18 protein-coding genes are annotated in these 17,169 nt (G+C 53.7%); 13 read left to right on the top strand and 5 right to left on the bottom strand.

Annotated elements, in window-relative coordinates; genetic code table 11:
• The first annotated feature begins 62 nt into the window (after window positions 1–62).
• A complete protein-coding gene (gene infA / locus DOQ08_RS03605) occupies window positions 63–281 on the top strand; it encodes a translation initiation factor IF-1 (protein WP_044386042.1) in 219 nt (72 codons plus the stop codon).
• Window positions 282–332: 51 nt separating this feature from the next.
• On the opposite strand, the gene clpA is transcribed toward infA, so the two are convergent.
• Together clpA and clpS are read right to left on the bottom strand one after the other, a co-directional pair.
• Entirely contained in the window at window positions 333–2,603 is a 2,271-nt protein-coding gene (gene clpA / locus DOQ08_RS03600) for an ATP-dependent Clp protease ATP-binding subunit ClpA (RefSeq protein ID WP_114333517.1), read from the bottom strand.
• Between the two features lie 18 nt (window positions 2,604–2,621).
• The gene (clpS, locus tag DOQ08_RS03595) at window positions 2,622–2,981 is read right to left on the bottom strand and encodes an ATP-dependent Clp protease adapter ClpS (protein ID WP_114333516.1); all 360 of its coding nucleotides are present in this window, start codon (window positions 2,979–2,981) and stop codon (window positions 2,622–2,624) included.
• A gap of 344 nt (window positions 2,982–3,325) precedes the next feature.
• Here clpS and DOQ08_RS16025 point away from each other — a divergent pair, with 344 nt between their 5' ends.
• The 8 genes from DOQ08_RS16025 to DOQ08_RS03555 all read left to right on the top strand — a co-directional run bounded on the left by DOQ08_RS16025 (window position 3,326) and on the right by DOQ08_RS03555 (window position 10,266).
• On the top strand, window positions 3,326–3,616 hold the full coding sequence (locus tag DOQ08_RS16025; protein WP_114333515.1) for a cold shock domain-containing protein: 291 nt from the start codon (window positions 3,326–3,328) through the stop codon (window positions 3,614–3,616).
• A gap of 130 nt (window positions 3,617–3,746) precedes the next feature.
• A complete protein-coding gene (locus DOQ08_RS03585; RefSeq protein WP_114333514.1) occupies window positions 3,747–4,394 on the top strand; it encodes a pseudouridine synthase in 648 nt (215 codons plus the stop codon).
• The gene (locus DOQ08_RS03580) at window positions 4,391–4,840 is read left to right on the top strand and encodes an NUDIX hydrolase (RefSeq protein WP_114333513.1); all 450 of its coding nucleotides are present in this window, start codon (window positions 4,391–4,393) and stop codon (window positions 4,838–4,840) included. The genes DOQ08_RS03585 and DOQ08_RS03580 overlap by 4 nt, the downstream gene beginning before the upstream one ends.
• A gap of 51 nt (window positions 4,841–4,891) precedes the next feature.
• On the top strand, window positions 4,892–6,070 hold the full coding sequence (mnmA, locus tag DOQ08_RS03575) for a tRNA 2-thiouridine(34) synthase MnmA (RefSeq protein WP_114333512.1): 1,179 nt from the start codon (window positions 4,892–4,894) through the stop codon (window positions 6,068–6,070).
• The gene (gene hflD / locus DOQ08_RS03570; RefSeq protein ID WP_114333511.1) at window positions 6,067–6,687 is read left to right on the top strand and encodes a high frequency lysogenization protein HflD; all 621 of its coding nucleotides are present in this window, start codon (window positions 6,067–6,069) and stop codon (window positions 6,685–6,687) included. Before mnmA ends, hflD begins: the two co-directional genes overlap by 4 nt.
• Before the next feature lie 75 nt (window positions 6,688–6,762).
• Window positions 6,763–8,130 (top strand): adenylosuccinate lyase, encoded by a 1,368-nt coding sequence (purB, locus tag DOQ08_RS03565; protein WP_114333510.1) that lies wholly within the window; start codon window positions 6,763–6,765, stop codon window positions 8,128–8,130.
• A gap of 15 nt (window positions 8,131–8,145) precedes the next feature.
• Entirely contained in the window at window positions 8,146–9,297 is a 1,152-nt protein-coding gene (locus tag DOQ08_RS03560; RefSeq protein ID WP_114333509.1) for a cupin domain-containing protein, read from the top strand.
• A 3-nt stretch (window positions 9,298–9,300) separates the two neighbouring features.
• Window positions 9,301–10,266, top strand: a complete 966-nt coding sequence (locus DOQ08_RS03555) for a GNAT family N-acetyltransferase (RefSeq protein ID WP_114333508.1) — start codon at window positions 9,301–9,303, stop codon at window positions 10,264–10,266.
• Here the strand turns inward: DOQ08_RS03555 and DOQ08_RS03550 are convergent.
• A complete protein-coding gene (locus DOQ08_RS03550; protein WP_114333507.1) occupies window positions 10,255–11,256 on the bottom strand; it encodes a LysR family transcriptional regulator in 1,002 nt (333 codons plus the stop codon). The genes DOQ08_RS03555 and DOQ08_RS03550 overlap by 12 nt on opposite strands.
• Window positions 11,257–11,485: 229 nt before the next feature.
• Between DOQ08_RS03550 and DOQ08_RS03545 the strand changes: the two genes are divergently transcribed.
• Entirely contained in the window at window positions 11,486–12,256 is a 771-nt protein-coding gene (locus DOQ08_RS03545) for a hypothetical protein (protein WP_114333506.1), read from the top strand.
• A 40-nt stretch (window positions 12,257–12,296) separates the two neighbouring features.
• Entirely contained in the window at window positions 12,297–14,288 is a 1,992-nt protein-coding gene (locus tag DOQ08_RS03540) for an ATP-binding protein (protein ID WP_114333505.1), read from the top strand.
• Here the strand turns inward: DOQ08_RS03540 and DOQ08_RS03535 are convergent.
• Window positions 14,239–14,730, bottom strand: a complete 492-nt coding sequence (locus DOQ08_RS03535; protein WP_114333504.1) for a MarR family winged helix-turn-helix transcriptional regulator — start codon at window positions 14,728–14,730, stop codon at window positions 14,239–14,241. The two genes, DOQ08_RS03540 and DOQ08_RS03535, sit on opposite strands and share 50 nt — an antisense overlap.
• A complete protein-coding gene (locus DOQ08_RS03530; protein ID WP_114333503.1) occupies window positions 14,708–15,193 on the bottom strand; it encodes a glutathione peroxidase in 486 nt (161 codons plus the stop codon). The genes DOQ08_RS03535 and DOQ08_RS03530 overlap by 23 nt, the downstream gene beginning before the upstream one ends.
• Before the next feature lie 253 nt (window positions 15,194–15,446).
• On the opposite strand from DOQ08_RS03530, the gene DOQ08_RS03525 reads away from it, so the two are divergent.
• Window positions 15,447–16,661: a pyridoxal phosphate-dependent aminotransferase gene (locus DOQ08_RS03525; RefSeq protein WP_114333502.1), complete on the top strand. Its 1,215-nt coding sequence runs from the start codon at window positions 15,447–15,449 to the stop codon at window positions 16,659–16,661.
• Between the two features lie 11 nt (window positions 16,662–16,672).
• Window positions 16,673–17,146: a hypothetical protein gene (locus tag DOQ08_RS03520; RefSeq protein ID WP_114333501.1), complete on the top strand. Its 474-nt coding sequence runs from the start codon at window positions 16,673–16,675 to the stop codon at window positions 17,144–17,146.
• Window positions 17,147–17,169 lie beyond the last annotated feature (23 nt).

Genomic DNA, 17,169 nt, shown 5'->3' with positions numbered 1-17,169 from the left:
AATTCAGGCAGAATTGCGCAATTTAAAATCACCGAAAGTATTCCGAACGAGGTTTTTACTGAATGGCGAAATCAGATGTCATTGAAATGGAAGGCGTTATTCTAGACACGCTTCCCAACACCATGTTCCGCGTTGAGCTGTCAAACGGCCACGTTGTGACCGCACACATCTCAGGAAAGATGCGCAAGAACTACATCCGCATCCTGACTGGAGACAAGGTCAAGGTAGAGCTGACTCCCTATGACCTGAGCAAAGGCCGCATCGTTTACCGCGCCCGTTAATGCTCCAGTGACATCTGAAAAGCCCCGCTAAAGCGGGGCTTTTTTGTTGCTTCAGATGGCTTCCGCCGGTTCGTCTTCGTACTCAAAGACAAGCTCATCGTTTTCGAGCTGGATGAACACATCCCCACCCTTCTCCGACAACTTCCCGAACAGAATCTGCTCTGCCAAAGGCCGCTTAATCTTATCCTGGATCAAACGGGCCATTGGTCTGGCACCCATGGTCACATCGTAGCCTTTCTCTGCCAACCAGGACTTGGCAGCCTCATCCACATGCAAGACCACATGCTTCTCATCCAGCTGCGCTTGCAGTTCGGTCAAGAACTTGTCTACCACGTGAGTGATGGTCGCCTTTTGCAGGTCGCCAAACTGGATAATGCCATCCAGCCGGTTTCGGAATTCCGGTGTAAAGGTTTTGCTGATCACTTCCATACCGTCTGTGCTGTGGTCCTGCTCGCTAAAGCCAATCGAGCGACGTGCCATATTTTCCGCACCAGCGTTGGTTGTCATCACCAAGATCACATGCCGGAAGTCCGCTTTACGGCCGTTGTTGTCCGTCAGCGTACCGTGGTCCATAACCTGTAGCAGCAGGTTAAAGACTTCGGGATGCGCCTTCTCGATCTCATCCAGCAACAAGACACAGTGCGGGTGCTTGTTAACGGCTTCCGTCAGCAGACCACCCTGGTCATAACCGACATATCCCGGAGGCGCGCCAATCAAGCGAGACACCGTGTGGCGCTCCATGTATTCCGACATGTCGAAGCGAACCAGCTCGATACCCAGAACCTTGGCCAACTGCTTGGTCACTTCCGTTTTACCAACCCCCGTCGGGCCAGCAAACAGGAAGGCACCTTCAGGCTTCTCTGGCGCTTTCAAGCCTGCGCGAGCCAGCTTGATGGCGGTCGATAAGGATTCGATCGCCGGATCTTGCCCGAACACCACCATTTTCAGGTTGCGCTCAAGGTTGCGCAGAAGATCTTTGTCGCTGGTGGACACATTCTTCGGCGGAATCCGGGCAATGCTGGCCACCACATCCTCGATATCAACCACTTCAACGGACTTCTTACGCTTGTCCTCAGGCTGCAAGCGCTGGCGAGCACCGGCTTCATCGATCACATCAATGGCTTTGTCCGGCATATGCCGGTCTGTGATGTAACGATCCGCCAGCTCAGCAGCAACCCGAAGCGCCTGATCGGTATAGGTCAGGTCGTGGTGCTTTTCAAAGCTTGGCTTCAGCCCTTTAAGAATCTGATACGTGTCTTCAACGCTCGGCTCGTTGACATCAATCTTCTGGAAGCGACGCGCCAAAGCGCTGTCTTTCTCAAAGATGCCACGGAATTCCTGATAAGTGGTTGAACCAATGCAACGCAGCTCACCGGAACTCAGCATGGGCTTGAGCAGGTTGGACGCATCCATGACCCCGCCCGATGCTGACCCCGCACCAATAATGGTGTGAATTTCATCAATGAAAAGAATCGCATGCTCTTGCTTCTTCAAATCACTGAGCAGCCCCTTCAGGCGTTTTTCGAAATCACCGCGGTACTTCGTGCCCGCGAGCAAAGCCCCCATATCCAGCGAGTAAACCACCGCGTCCGAAATGATGTCGGGCACTTCGCCGTCAACAATGCGCCGCGCCAAACCTTCCGCAATCGCCGTTTTACCGACACCAGCTTCACCCACCAACAGCGGGTTGTTCTTCCGACGACGCGCCAGAATCTGCACGACCCGCTCTACCTCGGTCTCTCGGCCGATCAGTGGGTCAATGCGTCCTTCACGGGCTTGTTCGTTCAGGTTCGCCGCGTAATTTTCCAACGGACGCGCATGGCCACTTTCCTCGCCCGCGTCTTCCTGGGCTGCGTGGTCTGCTCCCTCTTGGTCCTCTGCGCCCTGCACTCGGGAAATGCCATGGGAAACAAAATTCACCACATCAATGCGGGCAATGTTCTGTTTCTTGAGAACATAAACCGCCTGACTTTCCTGTTCACTGAAGATAGCCACCAGCACGTTGGCACCTGTGACTTCCTTTTTGCCCGATGACTGAACGTGGAATACAGCCCGCTGCAGCACACGCTGAAAACCGAGTGTCGGCTGGGTTTCCCTATCGCCGTCGCTGGACGGAATCAGCGGTGTTGTGGAATCCACAAACTCAATCAATTCATCCTCAAGTTGCTTGAGGTCTGCACCACAGGCTTTCAACACTCCCACTGCCGATTCATTTTCCAGAAGAGCCAGCATTAAATGCTCCACGGTCATGAACTCATGGCGCTTGTCGCGGGCATTTTTGAAGGCTGTATTCAGCGTAAATTCAAGATCTTTACTCAGCATGGGCTACCCCTAGGTCTGTCAGTCCGCGCGTTCTATCTCGCAAAGCAATGGGTGTTCGCATTCTGAAGAATACTGATTCACCTGCGCTGCTTTCGTTTCTGCGATGTCGCGGGTATATACCCCACATACGGCCTTTCCTTGCGTATGGACGAGCAGCATCACCTGCGTCGCCTTCTCTTCGTTCATACCGAAGAACGTCATCAACACTTCCACCACAAAATCCATGGGGGTGTAATCATCATTCAGGAGCAACACCCTAAAGCGGGCGGGACGCTTCAGGGCCGGCTTTTCGGGCGCTACACTCACCCCGTCTTGACGCCCGGGCTGGTCGTCCTCCCCCTGATTAAATATTAGTAGAGAATTTTCAATTGTCCGCATGGTTCTATGTACCGATTATTCGGATGGCTATCTTAATGTGGTTACCCGGCCAGACATTTTCAAGGCAAGCACCTATTCAAGCGCGGGTTCTCTGGCTCTTAGAACATGATACCGATTCCATACCCTGATGAAACACTTATTCAATCAGCTGTGATCCTTGACTCAGAAACGTGATTGGTCGACAGTTAACATTGTATGTAATTTAATGTAACGGTTTGCAGCGAAAATGTATCAGCATCATCCGTAACGGCCGAGGCAGGCCCTGCCGGCAATGAGTATCTACTGCTGACAACTGAAAACGCTCCAATAATAAAAGAGACAGCTAAGGGACGGGGGAGTTCATCATGCCGAGGGGCAAGGTTAAGTGGTTCAACAACGCCAAGGGATACGGCTTCATCATAGAAGATGGCTGCAACGACGATTTGTTCGCGCACTTTTCTTCTATTCAGATTGAAGGCTACAAAACCCTCAAAGCTGGCCAAACAGTTACATTTGATAAAAAGCCGAGCGACAAAGGTGTTCATGCTGTCAACATTGTGCCAGATCCCGCCGACAGCGACAGGATACCCGCACAGCACGACACTCAAACCGGCGATAATCGAGACGGTTATTCTTCCCGAGCCGCTAACGCCTGAATAATTCCGGCCCAGCGCGATCGCTTCCCTGCCGGTATTTGCCGGCGGGATCCATCCCCATCTTTTTTCGTTGCCCCCATTACAGTAGGCTTGTCAGCTCAGCCCACCCGCAACTGACAGGAATCTGTGAATGGCGGACATCATCCTGTTTAACAAACCGTTCCAGGTTCTCAGCCAATTCACGGACGAGCGAACCCGGAATCCTCGGTTAACACTCGCAGAGTGGATAAAAAAACCGGGCTTTTACGCGGCAGGGCGACTGGACTACGATTCCGAAGGGCTGCTTCTTTTGACGGACAACGGCCCCCTGCAACACCGCATTGCCTCACCCCGTAACAAGATGCCCAAAACTTATTGGGCACAGGTGGAAGGTGATATCCCCGCGGGCGCAGTCGATCAACTGTCCCGAGGCGTCAACCTTAAAGATGGCCCAACGCGCCCGGCGAAAGTCCGGAAAATTGATGCGCCTGATCTGTGGCCACGCACCCCACCCGTGCGGCACAGGGAAACCGTCCCTACAAGCTGGATTGAACTGACCATCAGTGAAGGTCGCAACCGGCAAGTACGAAGAATGACAGCAGCGGTTGGCTACCCTACCCTGAGATTGATACGTTACCGAATTGGCGACTGGACACTCGGCACGCTGCAGCCGGGTGAATTTCGAACAGAACACGTGCACCTTCCCGATGCGCCACCCGCTCCTTCCGGGCCGGCGCGCCGGCCCGGCTCCCGCTCAACGAAAGCGCGCCGCCCCAACAGGAGACCTTCATCGAAATGACTTGGAAGCCGCATGCAACCGTCGCCGTGATTGCCGAAGATGATCAAGGCCGCTTCTTACTGGTTGAAGAGCTCAGTAATGGCCAGATTGTCTTTAATCAACCGGCTGGGCACATCGAAGAAGACGAACTGATTCTCGATGCTGCCTGCCGCGAAACGCTGGAAGAGACCGGATGGGAAGTTGAGCCCACTTATTTCCTGGGCATTTACACCTACAAGGCGCCAGCCAATGGCGTTACCTATCACCGGTTCTGCTATGCAGCCAAACCGGTTCGCAAGGTAACGGACGAACTCGACAACGGCATTATAGGCCCGCATTGGCTGACTCTGAACGAGATTCGAGAGCTCGGATGCAAATTACGCAGCCCTTTGGTACTGCAATGCATCGAGGATTACCGAAACGGCCGCCGATTCCCCCTTGAAGTCGTCATCGACGGACAGACGTAACCCTCACAAGGTGATAAAATCGCCGCTTTCTAACCGGTTACCAATAGGCCCATGACTCCAAATCCTGATCTCAAAGCCCCAGAAAACACCCGCGTCATCGTTGGCATGTCCGGCGGTGTAGACTCCTCGGTTGCCGCTTGGTTATTGAAAGACCAGGGTTACCAGGTGGAAGGCCTGTTCATGAAGAACTGGGACGAAGATGACGGCACGGAATACTGCACGGCCATGACCGACCTTGCCGACGCGCAAGCGGTGGCCGATGCCATTGGCATTAAGTTGCACACCGCCAGCTTTGCTGCCGAATACTGGGATCGGGTGTTCGAGCACTTTTTATCCGAATACAGTGCCGGGCGCACGCCCAACCCCGACATACTGTGCAACAAAGAAGTAAAGTTTCGGGCCTTCCTGGACTACGCCGTAACGCTTGGCGCAGATTACATTGCAACGGGCCACTATACCCGTCAGCGGCCATTGAATGATGGCAGCGGTAAAGCTGAATTACTGAAAGGGCTAGACCCGAACAAAGACCAAAGCTATTTCCTGCACGCCGTCTCTGGTGATCGCATAGCTCGCACCCTCTTTCCGGTCGGTGAACTGGAAAAACCCGAAGTGCGCCGCATTGCCGAAGAGCAAGGGTTCATCACACACGACAAAAAAGACTCCACCGGCATCTGCTTCATTGGCGAACGCAAGTTCACCGACTTTCTGAAGCAATATCTGCCCGCCCAACCCGGTAACATTGAAACCCCGGATGGTGAAGTCATCGGTAAGCATCAGGGGTTGATGTACCACACCATTGGCCAACGCCAAGGTCTGGGAATCGGCGGGCTGGCCAAATACGGCGATGACCCTTGGTACGTAGCCGAGAAAGACCTGAACCGAAACGTATTGATCGCGGTGCAAGGCAAACACCACCCACTGCTATTTTCCCGTGGACTGGTGTCTGGCCCTATTGACTGGATTGCCGGCGAAGCGCCTTCAACACAGTTCCGCTGCAAAGCCAAAACCCGTTATCGTCAGCCGGATCAGGATTGCGAAGTCACCGTCATCGATGGCGGCGTCAAAGTCGTCTTTGATGAAGCCCAGCGAGCGGTAACACCCGGCCAGTCGGTGGTGTTTTACATCGACGACGTCTGCCTTGGGGGCGGCGTTATCGAGGAAACCTGGCGCGACGACGAAGCCTTACCCGCCCGAGTGATACAAGAGAATTCAGCCGAGGCGCGCTCATGAGCCGCACCCTGCACGACCAGACACTGGCTCTGGCCGGGTTGTTTCAAGCAGCTTCGTTAGTGCAACAAGTTGCTCACAAAGGAACTTGCGACGAAGAGAGCATGGAAACCTCGCTGCGCTCACTGTTCGCCACCGACCCGGCATCGACACTCGATGTTTATGGTGGCGAGTTGTCGGATATACAGGAAGGCCTGAAAGCTCTGTCAACTTCCCTGGCCCAACAAAGCCGCTCTCAGGATGTCGAGACACTTCGCTATGTACTGAACCTGGTACAACTCGAATCCAAGCTCAAAAACAGCCCGGACATCCTTGACGTGATCGGTAGCCGTATTGAGCAGGCACGGCACACGGCCAGCCATTTCGGCTACAACCACAGCAACCTGATCGGCAATCTGGCCTCGATCTACACCGACACCATCAGCACCTTCCGCCTGCGCATTCAGGTCAGCGGTAATCCGCAAGTCCTGCAGCAGGACGAGAACGCCGCCAAGGTTCGCGCGCTGCTTCTTGCCGGCATTCGTTCTGCGGTGCTCTGGCGTCAATGTGGTGGCCGCCGCTGGCAGCTTATCTTCTCCCGGAAAAAAGTGATCAACCACGCCCGCGAGCTGTTGCGCTGATTCGTAACGCGCGCTGGTGTATCATAGATACCCTAATTTTCTTATCCGATTCTTTGATGAACTGAGAGGTTTTCGATGGAACTCAACGCCCTGACCGCCATTTCCCCGGTCGATGGACGCTACGGCAGCAAAGTCAGCGTATTTCGCAGCATCTTCAGTGAATATGGCCTGATCCGTAATCGGGTAACCGTCGAGATCCGCTGGTTGCAAAAGCTGGCTGAACACCCGGGCATTACCGAAGTGCCGGCGTTCTCGGCAGAAGCCAATGCGTTTCTGGACAAGCTGGTCAGCGAATTCAGCCTGGCTGACGCTGAACGCATCAAAGAGATCGAGCGCACCACCAACCACGATGTCAAAGCGGTCGAATACCTCATCAAAGAAAAGATTGCCGACGTTCCAGAACTGCACGCCGTTACCGAATTCGTTCACTTCGCGTGCACCTCTGAAGACATCAACAACCTGTCTCACGCCCTGATGCTGCGCGAAGGCCTGGATCACGGCTTGCTACCGGGCATGGAAAAAGTCGTCGATAAGCTGGCAGAGCTTGCCAAAGAGCATGCCGAACAGCCTATGCTGTCGCGTACGCACGGCCAAACCGCCTCCCCTACTACGGTCGGTAAAGAGCTGGCCAACGTGGTTTACCGCCTGCGCCGCCAGCTCAAGCAGATTAAGTCTGTGGAATTGCTGGGCAAGATTAACGGTGCCGTCGGCAACTACAACGCGCACTTGTCAGCCTACCCACAAGTCGACTGGGCAACCAACGCCAAAGAATTCATCGAACGCCTCGGCCTCGACTGGAACCCGTACACCACCCAGATCGAACCCCACGATTACATCGCGGAACTGTACGATGCCATTGCCCGCTTCAACACCATCCTGATCGATCTGGATCGTGACATCTGGGGCTACATCTCTCTGGGTTACTTCAAGCAGAAGACGGTTGCCGGCGAGATCGGCTCTTCTACCATGCCGCACAAGGTCAACCCGATCGACTTCGAAAACTCCGAAGGTAACCTGGGCATAGCGAACGCGATCTTTGGCCACCTGTCCGCCAAACTGCCGATTTCCCGCTGGCAGCGTGACCTGACCGACTCGACGGTATTGCGTAACCTAGGCGTTGGTTTTGCGCACAGCCTGATCGCGTACGAAGCCACACTAAAAGGCTTGGGCAAACTGGAAATCAACCCGGTTCGTTTGGCCGAAGACCTTAACAACGCATGGGAAGTTCTGGCTGAGCCCATCCAGACCGTCATGCGTCGTTACAACATCGAAAAGCCCTACGAAAAGCTCAAGGATCTGACCCGCGGCAAAACAATGTCTGCCGAAGTGATCCAGAATTTCGTGGAGACACTGGAGATTCCGGAAGAAGCGAAAGCAGAGCTGCGCGCCCTGACACCGGAATCCTACATTGGTAACGCCGTCGAACAAGCCGGCAACATCTGAATCTGGAGCAGTAACATGGACATGCTTGGCGGACTGACAGCCTCTGAATTTCTGCGCGATTACTGGCAGAAGAAACCGCTTGTCATCCGTCAGGCTTTCCCCGGTTTCCAATGCCCGGTTAGCCCGGATGAGCTGGCCGGTTTGGCCTGCGAAGAAGCGGTCGAATCCCGCATCGTTATAGAAAATGACGCAGGCAAACCTTGGCAGCTCCACAACGGCCCGTTCACACCGGAACGATTCAGCACACTTCCCGAACAAGACTGGACCCTGCTGATTCAAGGTTTAGACCACTGGGTTCCGGAAATGTCCGATCTGCTGGAAGCCTTCCGCTTCGTCCCCAACTGGCGGCTGGATGACATCATGGCCAGCTACGCCCCCAAGGGCGGTAGCGTAGGGCCTCACTACGACCAGTACGATGTATTCCTGCTGCAGGCAGAAGGCCACCGGCGCTGGACCTTTGGTGGCCAATGTGACCACACCTCCCCCAGAGTCGATGGTACCCCGCTTCGGATACTCAGCAGCTGGGACGGCGAAGAAACCGTCACTCTAGCACCGGGCGATATGCTGTACCTGCCACCCGGCATCGGCCACCACGGCGTTGCTGAAGACGACTGCATCACCCTGTCCATCGGATTCCGCGCGCCCACCATTGACGACTTGCTGACGGGCTTCACGGACTTCCTGTGTAATCAGGAAAAAGCCGCTGAGCATTTGGGCGACCCTGACCTGCAAGTTCAAGACAACCCGGGCACCATCGCTCCGGAAGTGATTGACCGGCTTGACCGGGTAATTCGTGAACAGATCAGTGACCGGCGCAAATTAGCCCTGTGGTTTGGCCAATACACCACAGCACCGAAAAGCCTCGACATCGTCGTTCCGGCCGAAGAGCCGGCGACACCCGAAGACTTGGCTGCCGCCATTCAGGCCGGCGAACAACTGCGCTGGAACGAAGGGTCTCGGTTTGCGTACCACGAACTAGAAGGCGAAACTGCCCTGTTCGTTGATGGGGAACAGTATCTTCTCAAGGGGGATGCGCAGCCAATGGCACCACTTCTGTGTGCAGGCGCGCGAATCGACCACACACAGTTGGCAGCTTATGCCGGCGATGAAGCCCTTGTTGGGCTGCTAACCACGCTTTACAACCAAGGTTCCGTGTACTTCGAGTAAGCAATGACTCCAAGATTCCGCAAGTACAGTTGGCAACTGGCACCGAGCTCCATTCGAGATATCCGCCAGCGGGTATTTATCGACGAACAGAATGTGCCGCCAGAGCTGGAGTGGGATCACACAGACGAGATCGCCGATCACTACTTGGCGGTCGACGAAAACAACCAACCCATTGCCACCGCTCGACTCTTTTCAGCCTTGGAAGAAACCGGTTACATCGGGCGCATGGCGGTGCTCCCGGAATATCGCGGACGCGGTATTGGCGAAGCGCTCATACACCACCTGCTTATAGAGTCTGCGGGCCGTTATCAGGAGCTCAGGCTTTCAGCACAGCAACATGCCATCGGCTTTTATCAGCGCTGCGGCTTTCATGTGTGCTCCTCACTCTATGACGATGCAGGCATCCCCCACCTGGATATGCGCTGCCTGGCGCCGGCTCTTGCTCACCGTGGACTCAGCCATCGCACACAGCCCTTAATCCTGGGAGCAGACACTGAAAGCTGGCTATTCGATCAGGAAACCACCTTCCGGGAACTGACGGACTCGCTGGTTGGCCAAGCAAGACAACGCCTTTGGATTTATGACCGCATGCTGGATCATGATCGCTACGACCGCCATCAGCTACGGGAACTGATCTCAGCCGTTGCACGACATCACCGGCTAAGTGAAGTCCGCATTCTGATCCATGATGACAAGCCCTTGGTGCAGAAACGCCATCGCCTGATCGAACTGATGCGCCGTTTACCCAGCCGCATCGAGCTCCGAATAATCAACAACGATTATCCGCTGGAAGACCAGCCGTTCATGGTGGTGGACCGTGACGGCTTACTCTGCCGCCACGATTTCAACAAACCAGAAGGTTTTGCCAATTTCACCGCCGGACGGCGGCTGAAACTGAAAGAAGAGGCCTTTCAGCGCATGTGGGAAATGGCCCAACCCTCAGTGGAATTGCGAGAATTACCGATCTGAACCTTGCGCCTGAGGTGATTCAAACTGGGCCCCGAAGGGGGCAAATTCGTCGTCCACTTCTTCAGCAACTTCCGCAATCAACTTCCTCAGCCATTGATGGTCCGAGTTGTGCTGTAGCAACGGGCTCCACGCCATTTTGAGTTCAAACGGTGGAATTTCAAAAGGCGGAACCTTCACCACAAGATTCGGATTATCCTTCTGAAGCCAGGCTGCTCGCGAAGGCAAAGTGGCTATCAAATCGTGCTGTTCGGCCAACAACATGGCGACCTGATAGTGCCGGGTGAACACCGAAATCTGACGTTTACGACCCATCAACCCTAACGCTTCGTCAACCCAACCCAAACGCTGCACATCCTTTGGGTTAACCCCCACCCCCACGCCAAAGCCCGTTTTACTCACCCATATATGGCTGGCGTCCAAATAGGTATCCAGAGTAAAGGGCTCCACCAGAACCGGGTTATGGGCATTCATCAAACAAGCGAAGTATTCCGTCCAGAGCGTTTTCTGGTGAAACGATTGCGGTATCTTATCGAACCGGTTAATGGCCATATCCAAACGGCCCTGCTCGACATCCAGAAAGCTGACATCACTCGGCGTCAGCACATCCAGCGTCACGTGCGGCGCTTCCTGTCGAATACGGCGCAATACCCGAGGCATCAGACAGGATTCGGCATAGTCACTGGCCATAATCCGGAATACCCGCTGACTGTTCTCAGCCGCGAATGGCGTTTTTTCCTGAACCGCTTGTTCAATATTCGAGAGAATCGAACGCACCAACGGCTGCAACTCTTGAGCTCGCTCGGTGGCCGTCATTCCCTCACTGGTGCGCACCAGAATGGGATCGCCGAAAAGGTCCCGAAGCCGTCTCAAACCATTACTCATGGCCGGCTGAGTGATACCCAGATGATTGGCGGCTTTGGTGACGTTTCGCTCCCGCAGCAAGACATCGAGGTACACGAGCAAATTAAGATCCACACGGGAAATATCCATCAAGACACCTTACGATCAGGAAACAAAAGGCAGAAACAACAACCATTCACCAAAACAATATACCGCGTTATAAAAATTCATTACATCTATACATCTCACAATTGTCTTTTTGTCGGGCGGACGAACCAAAAGATTTCTGCTAGTCTTTCATACTGTTATAACGCAAAATTCGCTGACATCCTTCGCGCTGTCCTCTTTTGCCACTCTCTATTTGGAGCCACACCAAAACATGGAAGCGACCACCATTGTCATCGTACTTGCGGCTATCGTTGCGCTGTCTTTAGTGATCATCGTGGTTAGCCAGATGCGCGAAAAGGCCCGCATTGAACGCATGCGTAAAATTCGGACACAACGAGACAACTACAATCGGGCCTTCCGGTTGCTGTCCGAAATTCCTGGCCAATATTTAAATTCAGGGCTCAAATTTATCCTGCTGAAACAGATGGAAGATGCCTGTAAGAACCTGGTCACCCTGAAAACCGACAAACCCGTTGACGAGTGGCTTAATACCGTCAAACAAACCCGTCAGCAGGTTCTTGATAAAACGGACAATCATCCACCCGTTAAAATTGATTCCCCTGAAAAATCCGAGCAAGTCAAAGAACAGCTGAACAATCTTTTCAAACTGATCGAAAGCATGCACAAAAGCGGTCGGATTGATGCCCCAACCGCCAAGCAAAACCTTAAGTATGTGTTGTTTCTGATTCACAAAACCCATGCCGATTTACACGTATTTCAAGCACGAGATCACATCCGTCATAACGAAATCCGCAAAGCCATTCACTCCTATCATTCAGCCAGCATGGAAATGGTTAAATCGAAGGACAATCCACTGGCATTGAAAGCCGTCAAAAGCTTCCGAACGCGGATTAAAGAGCTAGAGGCCAGTCTGCACGATGATGACACCGCTAAAGAACACGGCACGAAACTCGATCAGGAATGGGACAACATGCTGCAAGATGAAGAGTCCTGGAAAAAACGGAAAGACTTCGACAATTAAGCCAAAGACTCGCGCTCAAGAATAAGGACCACCAACCACCGTGCTTAACAGGTTTAAACAGCGGCTTTCGTATCGCCTCACTCGCGATACCGTTCTGGTAGCCATGGCATTAGGGCTGCTGTTGAACCTTCTTCAAATAACTCTGGACTATTCCAATGCCCAAGAGGCAATGGATCAGGAAGTTCACGCCTTACTCGAGATCAGCCGCAGCCCTGCTTCACAGATCGCCTATAACATAGACGTTCGCCTGGCTGAAGAATTGCTGGACGGATTGTTGCTGCACCCGGCCACGATCGATGCCCGAATTATTGATAGTGACCAGAAAACCATGGCAGCGTCCAGCACTCCCAGTGTGAGCTCGCCATACCGCTGGATCAGTGATTCGCTATTCGGACAAAGCCGCACGTTTTCAGAAACCCTGCAGGTGCCGCAGCTTAAAGATCTGTCCCTTGGCCGCCTGGTCCTTACCATCGACACCTATCATTACGGCCTCCAGTTTCTGAAGCGTGCAGGCAATACACTCATGATCGGCATGCTGAAAAGCCTGGTTTTAACCCTGGCGCTTCTGGCAATTTTTTACGTGGTACTGACCCGCCCCATGATGGGACTGATCAGCGCCTTGGGGCAGGCAAATAATCGGTCACCAGAGAAAGTGCGACTCCCGATTCCTCAAAATCATGAGCACGACGAAATTGGCTCCATGGTCGGAATCATCAACGACCACCTGCAAAACATGGAAGCCAGTGTCGCCAGGCTCCGTTCAGCAGAACGCACCATGAAAAACTACTCGACTCATCTGGAACAAGAAGTCGAAGAACGGACCCGTGAGATTTCCGAGAAAAACAGCGCCCTGCAGCGCGGTAACTGCGCCCTCGTCAAAGCGAAGGAAGACGCCGTGCGCAGAGCCCGCGCCCGCGCAAACTTCCTTGCCAGCATGAGCCACGAAATACGCACACCGTTAAACGGCATGCTGGGCATGCTCGGGCTCGCCGTCGAAGACGAAAGCGATCCACGGCAAAAGAGCCGCATAGAAATTGCCTCCAAAGCAGGCGAGAATCTACTGGACCTTCTCAACGACATTCTCGATATATCGAAAGTTGAAGCTGGAAAACTGAGCCTTGAACTCATTCCGTTTTCAGCACGAGAGTTGATCAGCGACTGCACAACTCTGCACGCGCAGCAGGCTCGGCGTAAGCACATTGCGTTGGTCAACGAGATCGACGGCGATTTGCCCGAATATTTTCTGGGCGATCCAACGCGAACCCGCCAGGTGCTTAACAATCTCCTGAGCAACGCCATCAAATTTACAGAAAGGGGCAAGGTTAAGGTCAAGGCCAGCCATTCATCCGGAAAGCTTCGCATTGAAGTCATCGATACCGGCATCGGGATGTCGCGGGAAGGACTGCACAAGATCTTTTCACCTTTCTCGCAAGCTGACACCGATACCACTCGCCTCTATGGCGGTACCGGGCTGGGTCTAACGCTTTGCCGGCAGTTGGTTGACCGCATGAACGGCAGAATCGAAGTGGATTCAACGCCGGGAAAAGGCACGCACTTTACGGTTACACTTCCTTTGCCTGTTCACGATAAACCGATTGAGGAAAAGACACGACCCGAGGAAACATCGTCCGATTCGATGCCCCTGCTGAAGATTCTTCTGGTCGAAGATAACCACGTAAACCAGTTGGTGGCGAGCGCAATTCTCCGGCGAATGGGACACAAGGTAGATAACGCTGAAAACGGACAGCGCGCGATTGAAGCCCTCAAACGCGAGAGCTACGATCTGGTTCTCATGGACTGTCAAATGCCGGTTATGGATGGCTACGAAGCCACTCGCGAGATACGGCGCAACCCCCACTGGAAGAATCTGCCAGTAATCGCCGTAACTGCAAACGTTATGCAAGGAGACAAAGAGGAATGCCTTGCCTCCGGCATGGATGACTACATCACAAAACCCTACAACCGCGAAGAGCTGAAAGCGGCTATTGTGCGGTGGGCTCCGCCCCTTCCAGCACCTCAAGAAGACTCCTGAGCTCGTCCCGCAGCGAGACTATCTGCGCCGGATCAACATCAAGCCCACACATGAGGCGCTCAGGCACAGACACCGCCAGTTCGCGCAAAGCACGCCCAGCGGGCGTCAGAGCCACCCTTACCACCCGCTCGTCTTCCGCTCCTCGGGTGCGCTTTATCAACGCACGTTCTTCGAGCCGCTTCAACAGCGGCGTCAAAGTGCCTGAATCAAGCCGCAAACGCTGCCCGAGTTCCGACACTTTAGGCGCCGGTTCATTTTGATCTTGCTGCCAAAGCACTAACATCACCAAATACTGGGGATACGTCAGGCCCAACTCTTTCAGCAACGGACGATACCGCGCCGTAACCGCCCGATTAGCCGCATAAAGCGCGAAGCACAGCTGGTTGTCCAGCGCCAGTAACTGGTCGGCTGGCGCAGAATCAGAGCAACTTTTCGATGTCATTCCGGATATCCGCAGGCTTGACCGTCGGCGCATAGCGTCGCACCACCTGGCCGTCTTTATTGACCAGGAATTTGGTGAAATTCCACTTCACCTTCTCGCTGCCCATCAAACCTTTTGCTTCTTTTTTTAGGAACCGGTAAAGCGGGTGGGCACCCTCACCATTGACTTCGATTTTCGCAAACATGGGGAAATCAACCCCATAATTCAGCGAACAAAACTCCGTAATGGATTCATTGCTACCCGGATCTTGGCTCATAAACTGGTTGCAAGGGAAGCCAAGCACTTCGAAGCCGTTGGCACCGAGTTCGCTATGGAGCTGCTGAAGACCTTCAAATTGCGGGGTAAAACCGCATTTGGATGCCGTGTTTACAATCAACAACACCTTACCTTTGTAATCGGCCATCGCAACGTCGTTGCCTTTCACGTCCTTGGCACTGAAATCATAAATCGACTCGTTCGCCATATTCTTCGCTCCTTTGAATTAAACGTCTCAATTTATATTGTGCACAATTTAATTGTAGAAGGCTATTCCTGAATTCGAGAACCACACGGCACTTCCGATCTTTCACTTCAACATTCGATCGTAAACTCGTCCAAATTCGCCACAATTGAACACATTTGCCCCTGTTACCCCTGCCCCTCCCTCCGCTAGAATAGAAAGCTTGTGTTATCCCGTATAACTCTTCCAGACCGTTTGTTAAGGACCTCTGCACGCCATGCATAACTTCTCCAAATCCGCCAAGCTCGACAATGTGTGTTACGAAATCCGCGGCGTGGTTCTACGGGAGGCGCGCAGGCTGGAAGAAGAGGGGCACCGCGTCCTTAAGCTGAACATCGGCAACCCGGCGGCCTTCGAACTCGATGTTCCGGAAGAAATCCAGCAGGACGTGATTTACAACATGCCTCAGGCACAGGGTTATGTTGAATCCAAAGGCCTGTTCTCGGCTCGCAAAGCCGTCATGCACTACTGTCAGCAGCGCGGTATCGCTAAAGTTGATATTGATGACATTTATCTGGGCAATGGCGTCAGCGAGCTGATTGTTATGTCCATGCAGGCGCTGCTCAATACCGGTGACGAAGTACTCATCCCAGCCCCGGATTATCCACTTTGGACAGCCGCGGTAACCCTGTCCAGCGGCAAGCCGGTACATTACCGCTGCGACGAACAGCAGAACTGGTTCCCGGACATCGAAGACATCAAAAAGAAGATCACTCCGCGCACCAAAGCCATTGTCTTGATCAACCCGAACAACCCGACCGGTGCGGTCTATTCGGTCGAGTTGTTACATCAGGTGATCGAGTTAGCCAGAAAGCACAATCTGATCGTGCTGTCAGACGAGATCTACGACAAAATTCTCTACGACGGAACCGTGCATACCTCTACTGCATCATTAGCGGAAGACGTTCTGTTCTTCACTTATAACGGTTTGTCGAAAAACTACCGGGCCGCGGGCTATCGCGCCGGCTGGATGATCATCAGTGGTGCCAAACATAGAGCCAAAGATCTGATCGAAGGCATCGAAATGCTTTCCAACATGCGCCTGTGTGCCAACGTTCCTGCGCAGCTTGCCATTCAAACCGCCCTCGGTGGTTACCAGTCTATCAACGACCTGGTCGCCCCGGGAGGACGCCTGTACGAACAGCGGGATACTGCATGGCGCATGCTGAACGACATACCGGGCGTCAGCTGCGTAAAACCTCAGGGAGCCCTCTATCTGTTCCCTAAGCTGGACCCGAAACATTTCCCGATCCACAACGACGAGAAGTTGGTTCTGGACCTGCTGTTACAAGAAAAGATTCTTCTGGTGCAGGGCTCGGCGTTTAACATAGACGATCATCAGCACCTACGCGTCGTGTTTTTGCCGCGCAAAGAAGCACTTGCAGATGCCATGGGCCGATTGGGCAATTTCCTGGAACACTACCGGCAGTAATCGGAGCGATCATGGCCGATATACACGTAGAAGAATTTTACAAAGACGTTGCCATTGCCCTGGCCCAGCTGTACGCCGCCTTTCCGCGGCGCATCAGTTTATTTGTAGAAGACATAGCGGGGCCAGACGACCCGGACGATTTCGGGCTGCACAGCAAGCGGCACATGGCGTGCTTCGGAGCACTACTCTGGCTGTCAGAAGAAGGGTTCCTGCGCTACGTGGACACCATCCGACAGGAAGCCCTCGATCAAGCGGTTTTATCCCGGAGCGCATTCACTCGGCTGAGCGCGCCGGCACCGCAGACATTGACCGAAAAATTTGGTCCGAACCCGAGCGATTCCGAATTGCCGACCTCTGTCGAACGGGACAGATCAACCTATATACATCTTTTGCGCACTGCCCTGAAGAGTGGCAGCTCGAATCAAATCAGCCTGATCGTGCAGGCAACGTTCTTCCTGGATCGCGACATTCAGACGGTTCATTAAATCGCCTTGAGCCTCTTGAAGAC

It is taken from the genome of Marinobacter litoralis (genome assembly GCF_003336705.1).
GTDB classification, from domain to species: Bacteria; Pseudomonadota; Gammaproteobacteria; order Pseudomonadales; family Oleiphilaceae; genus Marinobacter; species Marinobacter litoralis.
This window is presented reverse-complemented; position numbering and strand designations above follow the sequence as displayed.

Excerpts from the sequence above, each read along its gene's own strand:
- mnmA (WP_114333512.1), top strand. The coding sequence starts at position 4,892 with ATGACTCCAAATCCTGATCTCAAAGCCCCAGAAAACACCCGCGTCATC.
- purB (WP_114333510.1), top strand. The coding sequence starts at position 6,763 with ATGGAACTCAACGCCCTGACCGCCATTTCCCCGGTCGATGGACGCTAC.
- DOQ08_RS03580 (WP_114333513.1), top strand. The coding sequence starts at position 4,391 with ATGACTTGGAAGCCGCATGCAACCGTCGCCGTGATTGCCGAAGATGAT.
- infA (WP_044386042.1), top strand. The coding sequence starts at position 63 with ATGGCGAAATCAGATGTCATTGAAATGGAAGGCGTTATTCTAGACACG.
- DOQ08_RS03585 (WP_114333514.1), top strand. The coding sequence starts at position 3,747 with ATGGCGGACATCATCCTGTTTAACAAACCGTTCCAGGTTCTCAGCCAA.
- DOQ08_RS03525 (WP_114333502.1), top strand. The coding sequence starts at position 15,447 with ATGCATAACTTCTCCAAATCCGCCAAGCTCGACAATGTGTGTTACGAA.
- DOQ08_RS03545 (WP_114333506.1), top strand. The coding sequence starts at position 11,486 with ATGGAAGCGACCACCATTGTCATCGTACTTGCGGCTATCGTTGCGCTG.
- clpS (WP_114333516.1), bottom strand. The coding sequence starts at position 2,981 with ATGCGGACAATTGAAAATTCTCTACTAATATTTAATCAGGGGGAGGAC.
- DOQ08_RS03520 (WP_114333501.1), top strand. The coding sequence starts at position 16,673 with ATGGCCGATATACACGTAGAAGAATTTTACAAAGACGTTGCCATTGCC.
- clpA (WP_114333517.1), bottom strand. The coding sequence starts at position 2,603 with ATGCTGAGTAAAGATCTTGAATTTACGCTGAATACAGCCTTCAAAAAT.
- DOQ08_RS03550 (WP_114333507.1), bottom strand. The coding sequence starts at position 11,256 with ATGGATATTTCCCGTGTGGATCTTAATTTGCTCGTGTACCTCGATGTC.
- DOQ08_RS16025 (WP_114333515.1), top strand. The coding sequence starts at position 3,326 with ATGCCGAGGGGCAAGGTTAAGTGGTTCAACAACGCCAAGGGATACGGC.
- hflD (WP_114333511.1), top strand. The coding sequence starts at position 6,067 with ATGAGCCGCACCCTGCACGACCAGACACTGGCTCTGGCCGGGTTGTTT.
- DOQ08_RS03555 (WP_114333508.1), top strand. The coding sequence starts at position 9,301 with ATGACTCCAAGATTCCGCAAGTACAGTTGGCAACTGGCACCGAGCTCC.
- DOQ08_RS03530 (WP_114333503.1), bottom strand. The coding sequence starts at position 15,193 with ATGGCGAACGAGTCGATTTATGATTTCAGTGCCAAGGACGTGAAAGGC.
- DOQ08_RS03535 (WP_114333504.1), bottom strand. The coding sequence starts at position 14,730 with ATGACATCGAAAAGTTGCTCTGATTCTGCGCCAGCCGACCAGTTACTG.
- DOQ08_RS03560 (WP_114333509.1), top strand. The coding sequence starts at position 8,146 with ATGGACATGCTTGGCGGACTGACAGCCTCTGAATTTCTGCGCGATTAC.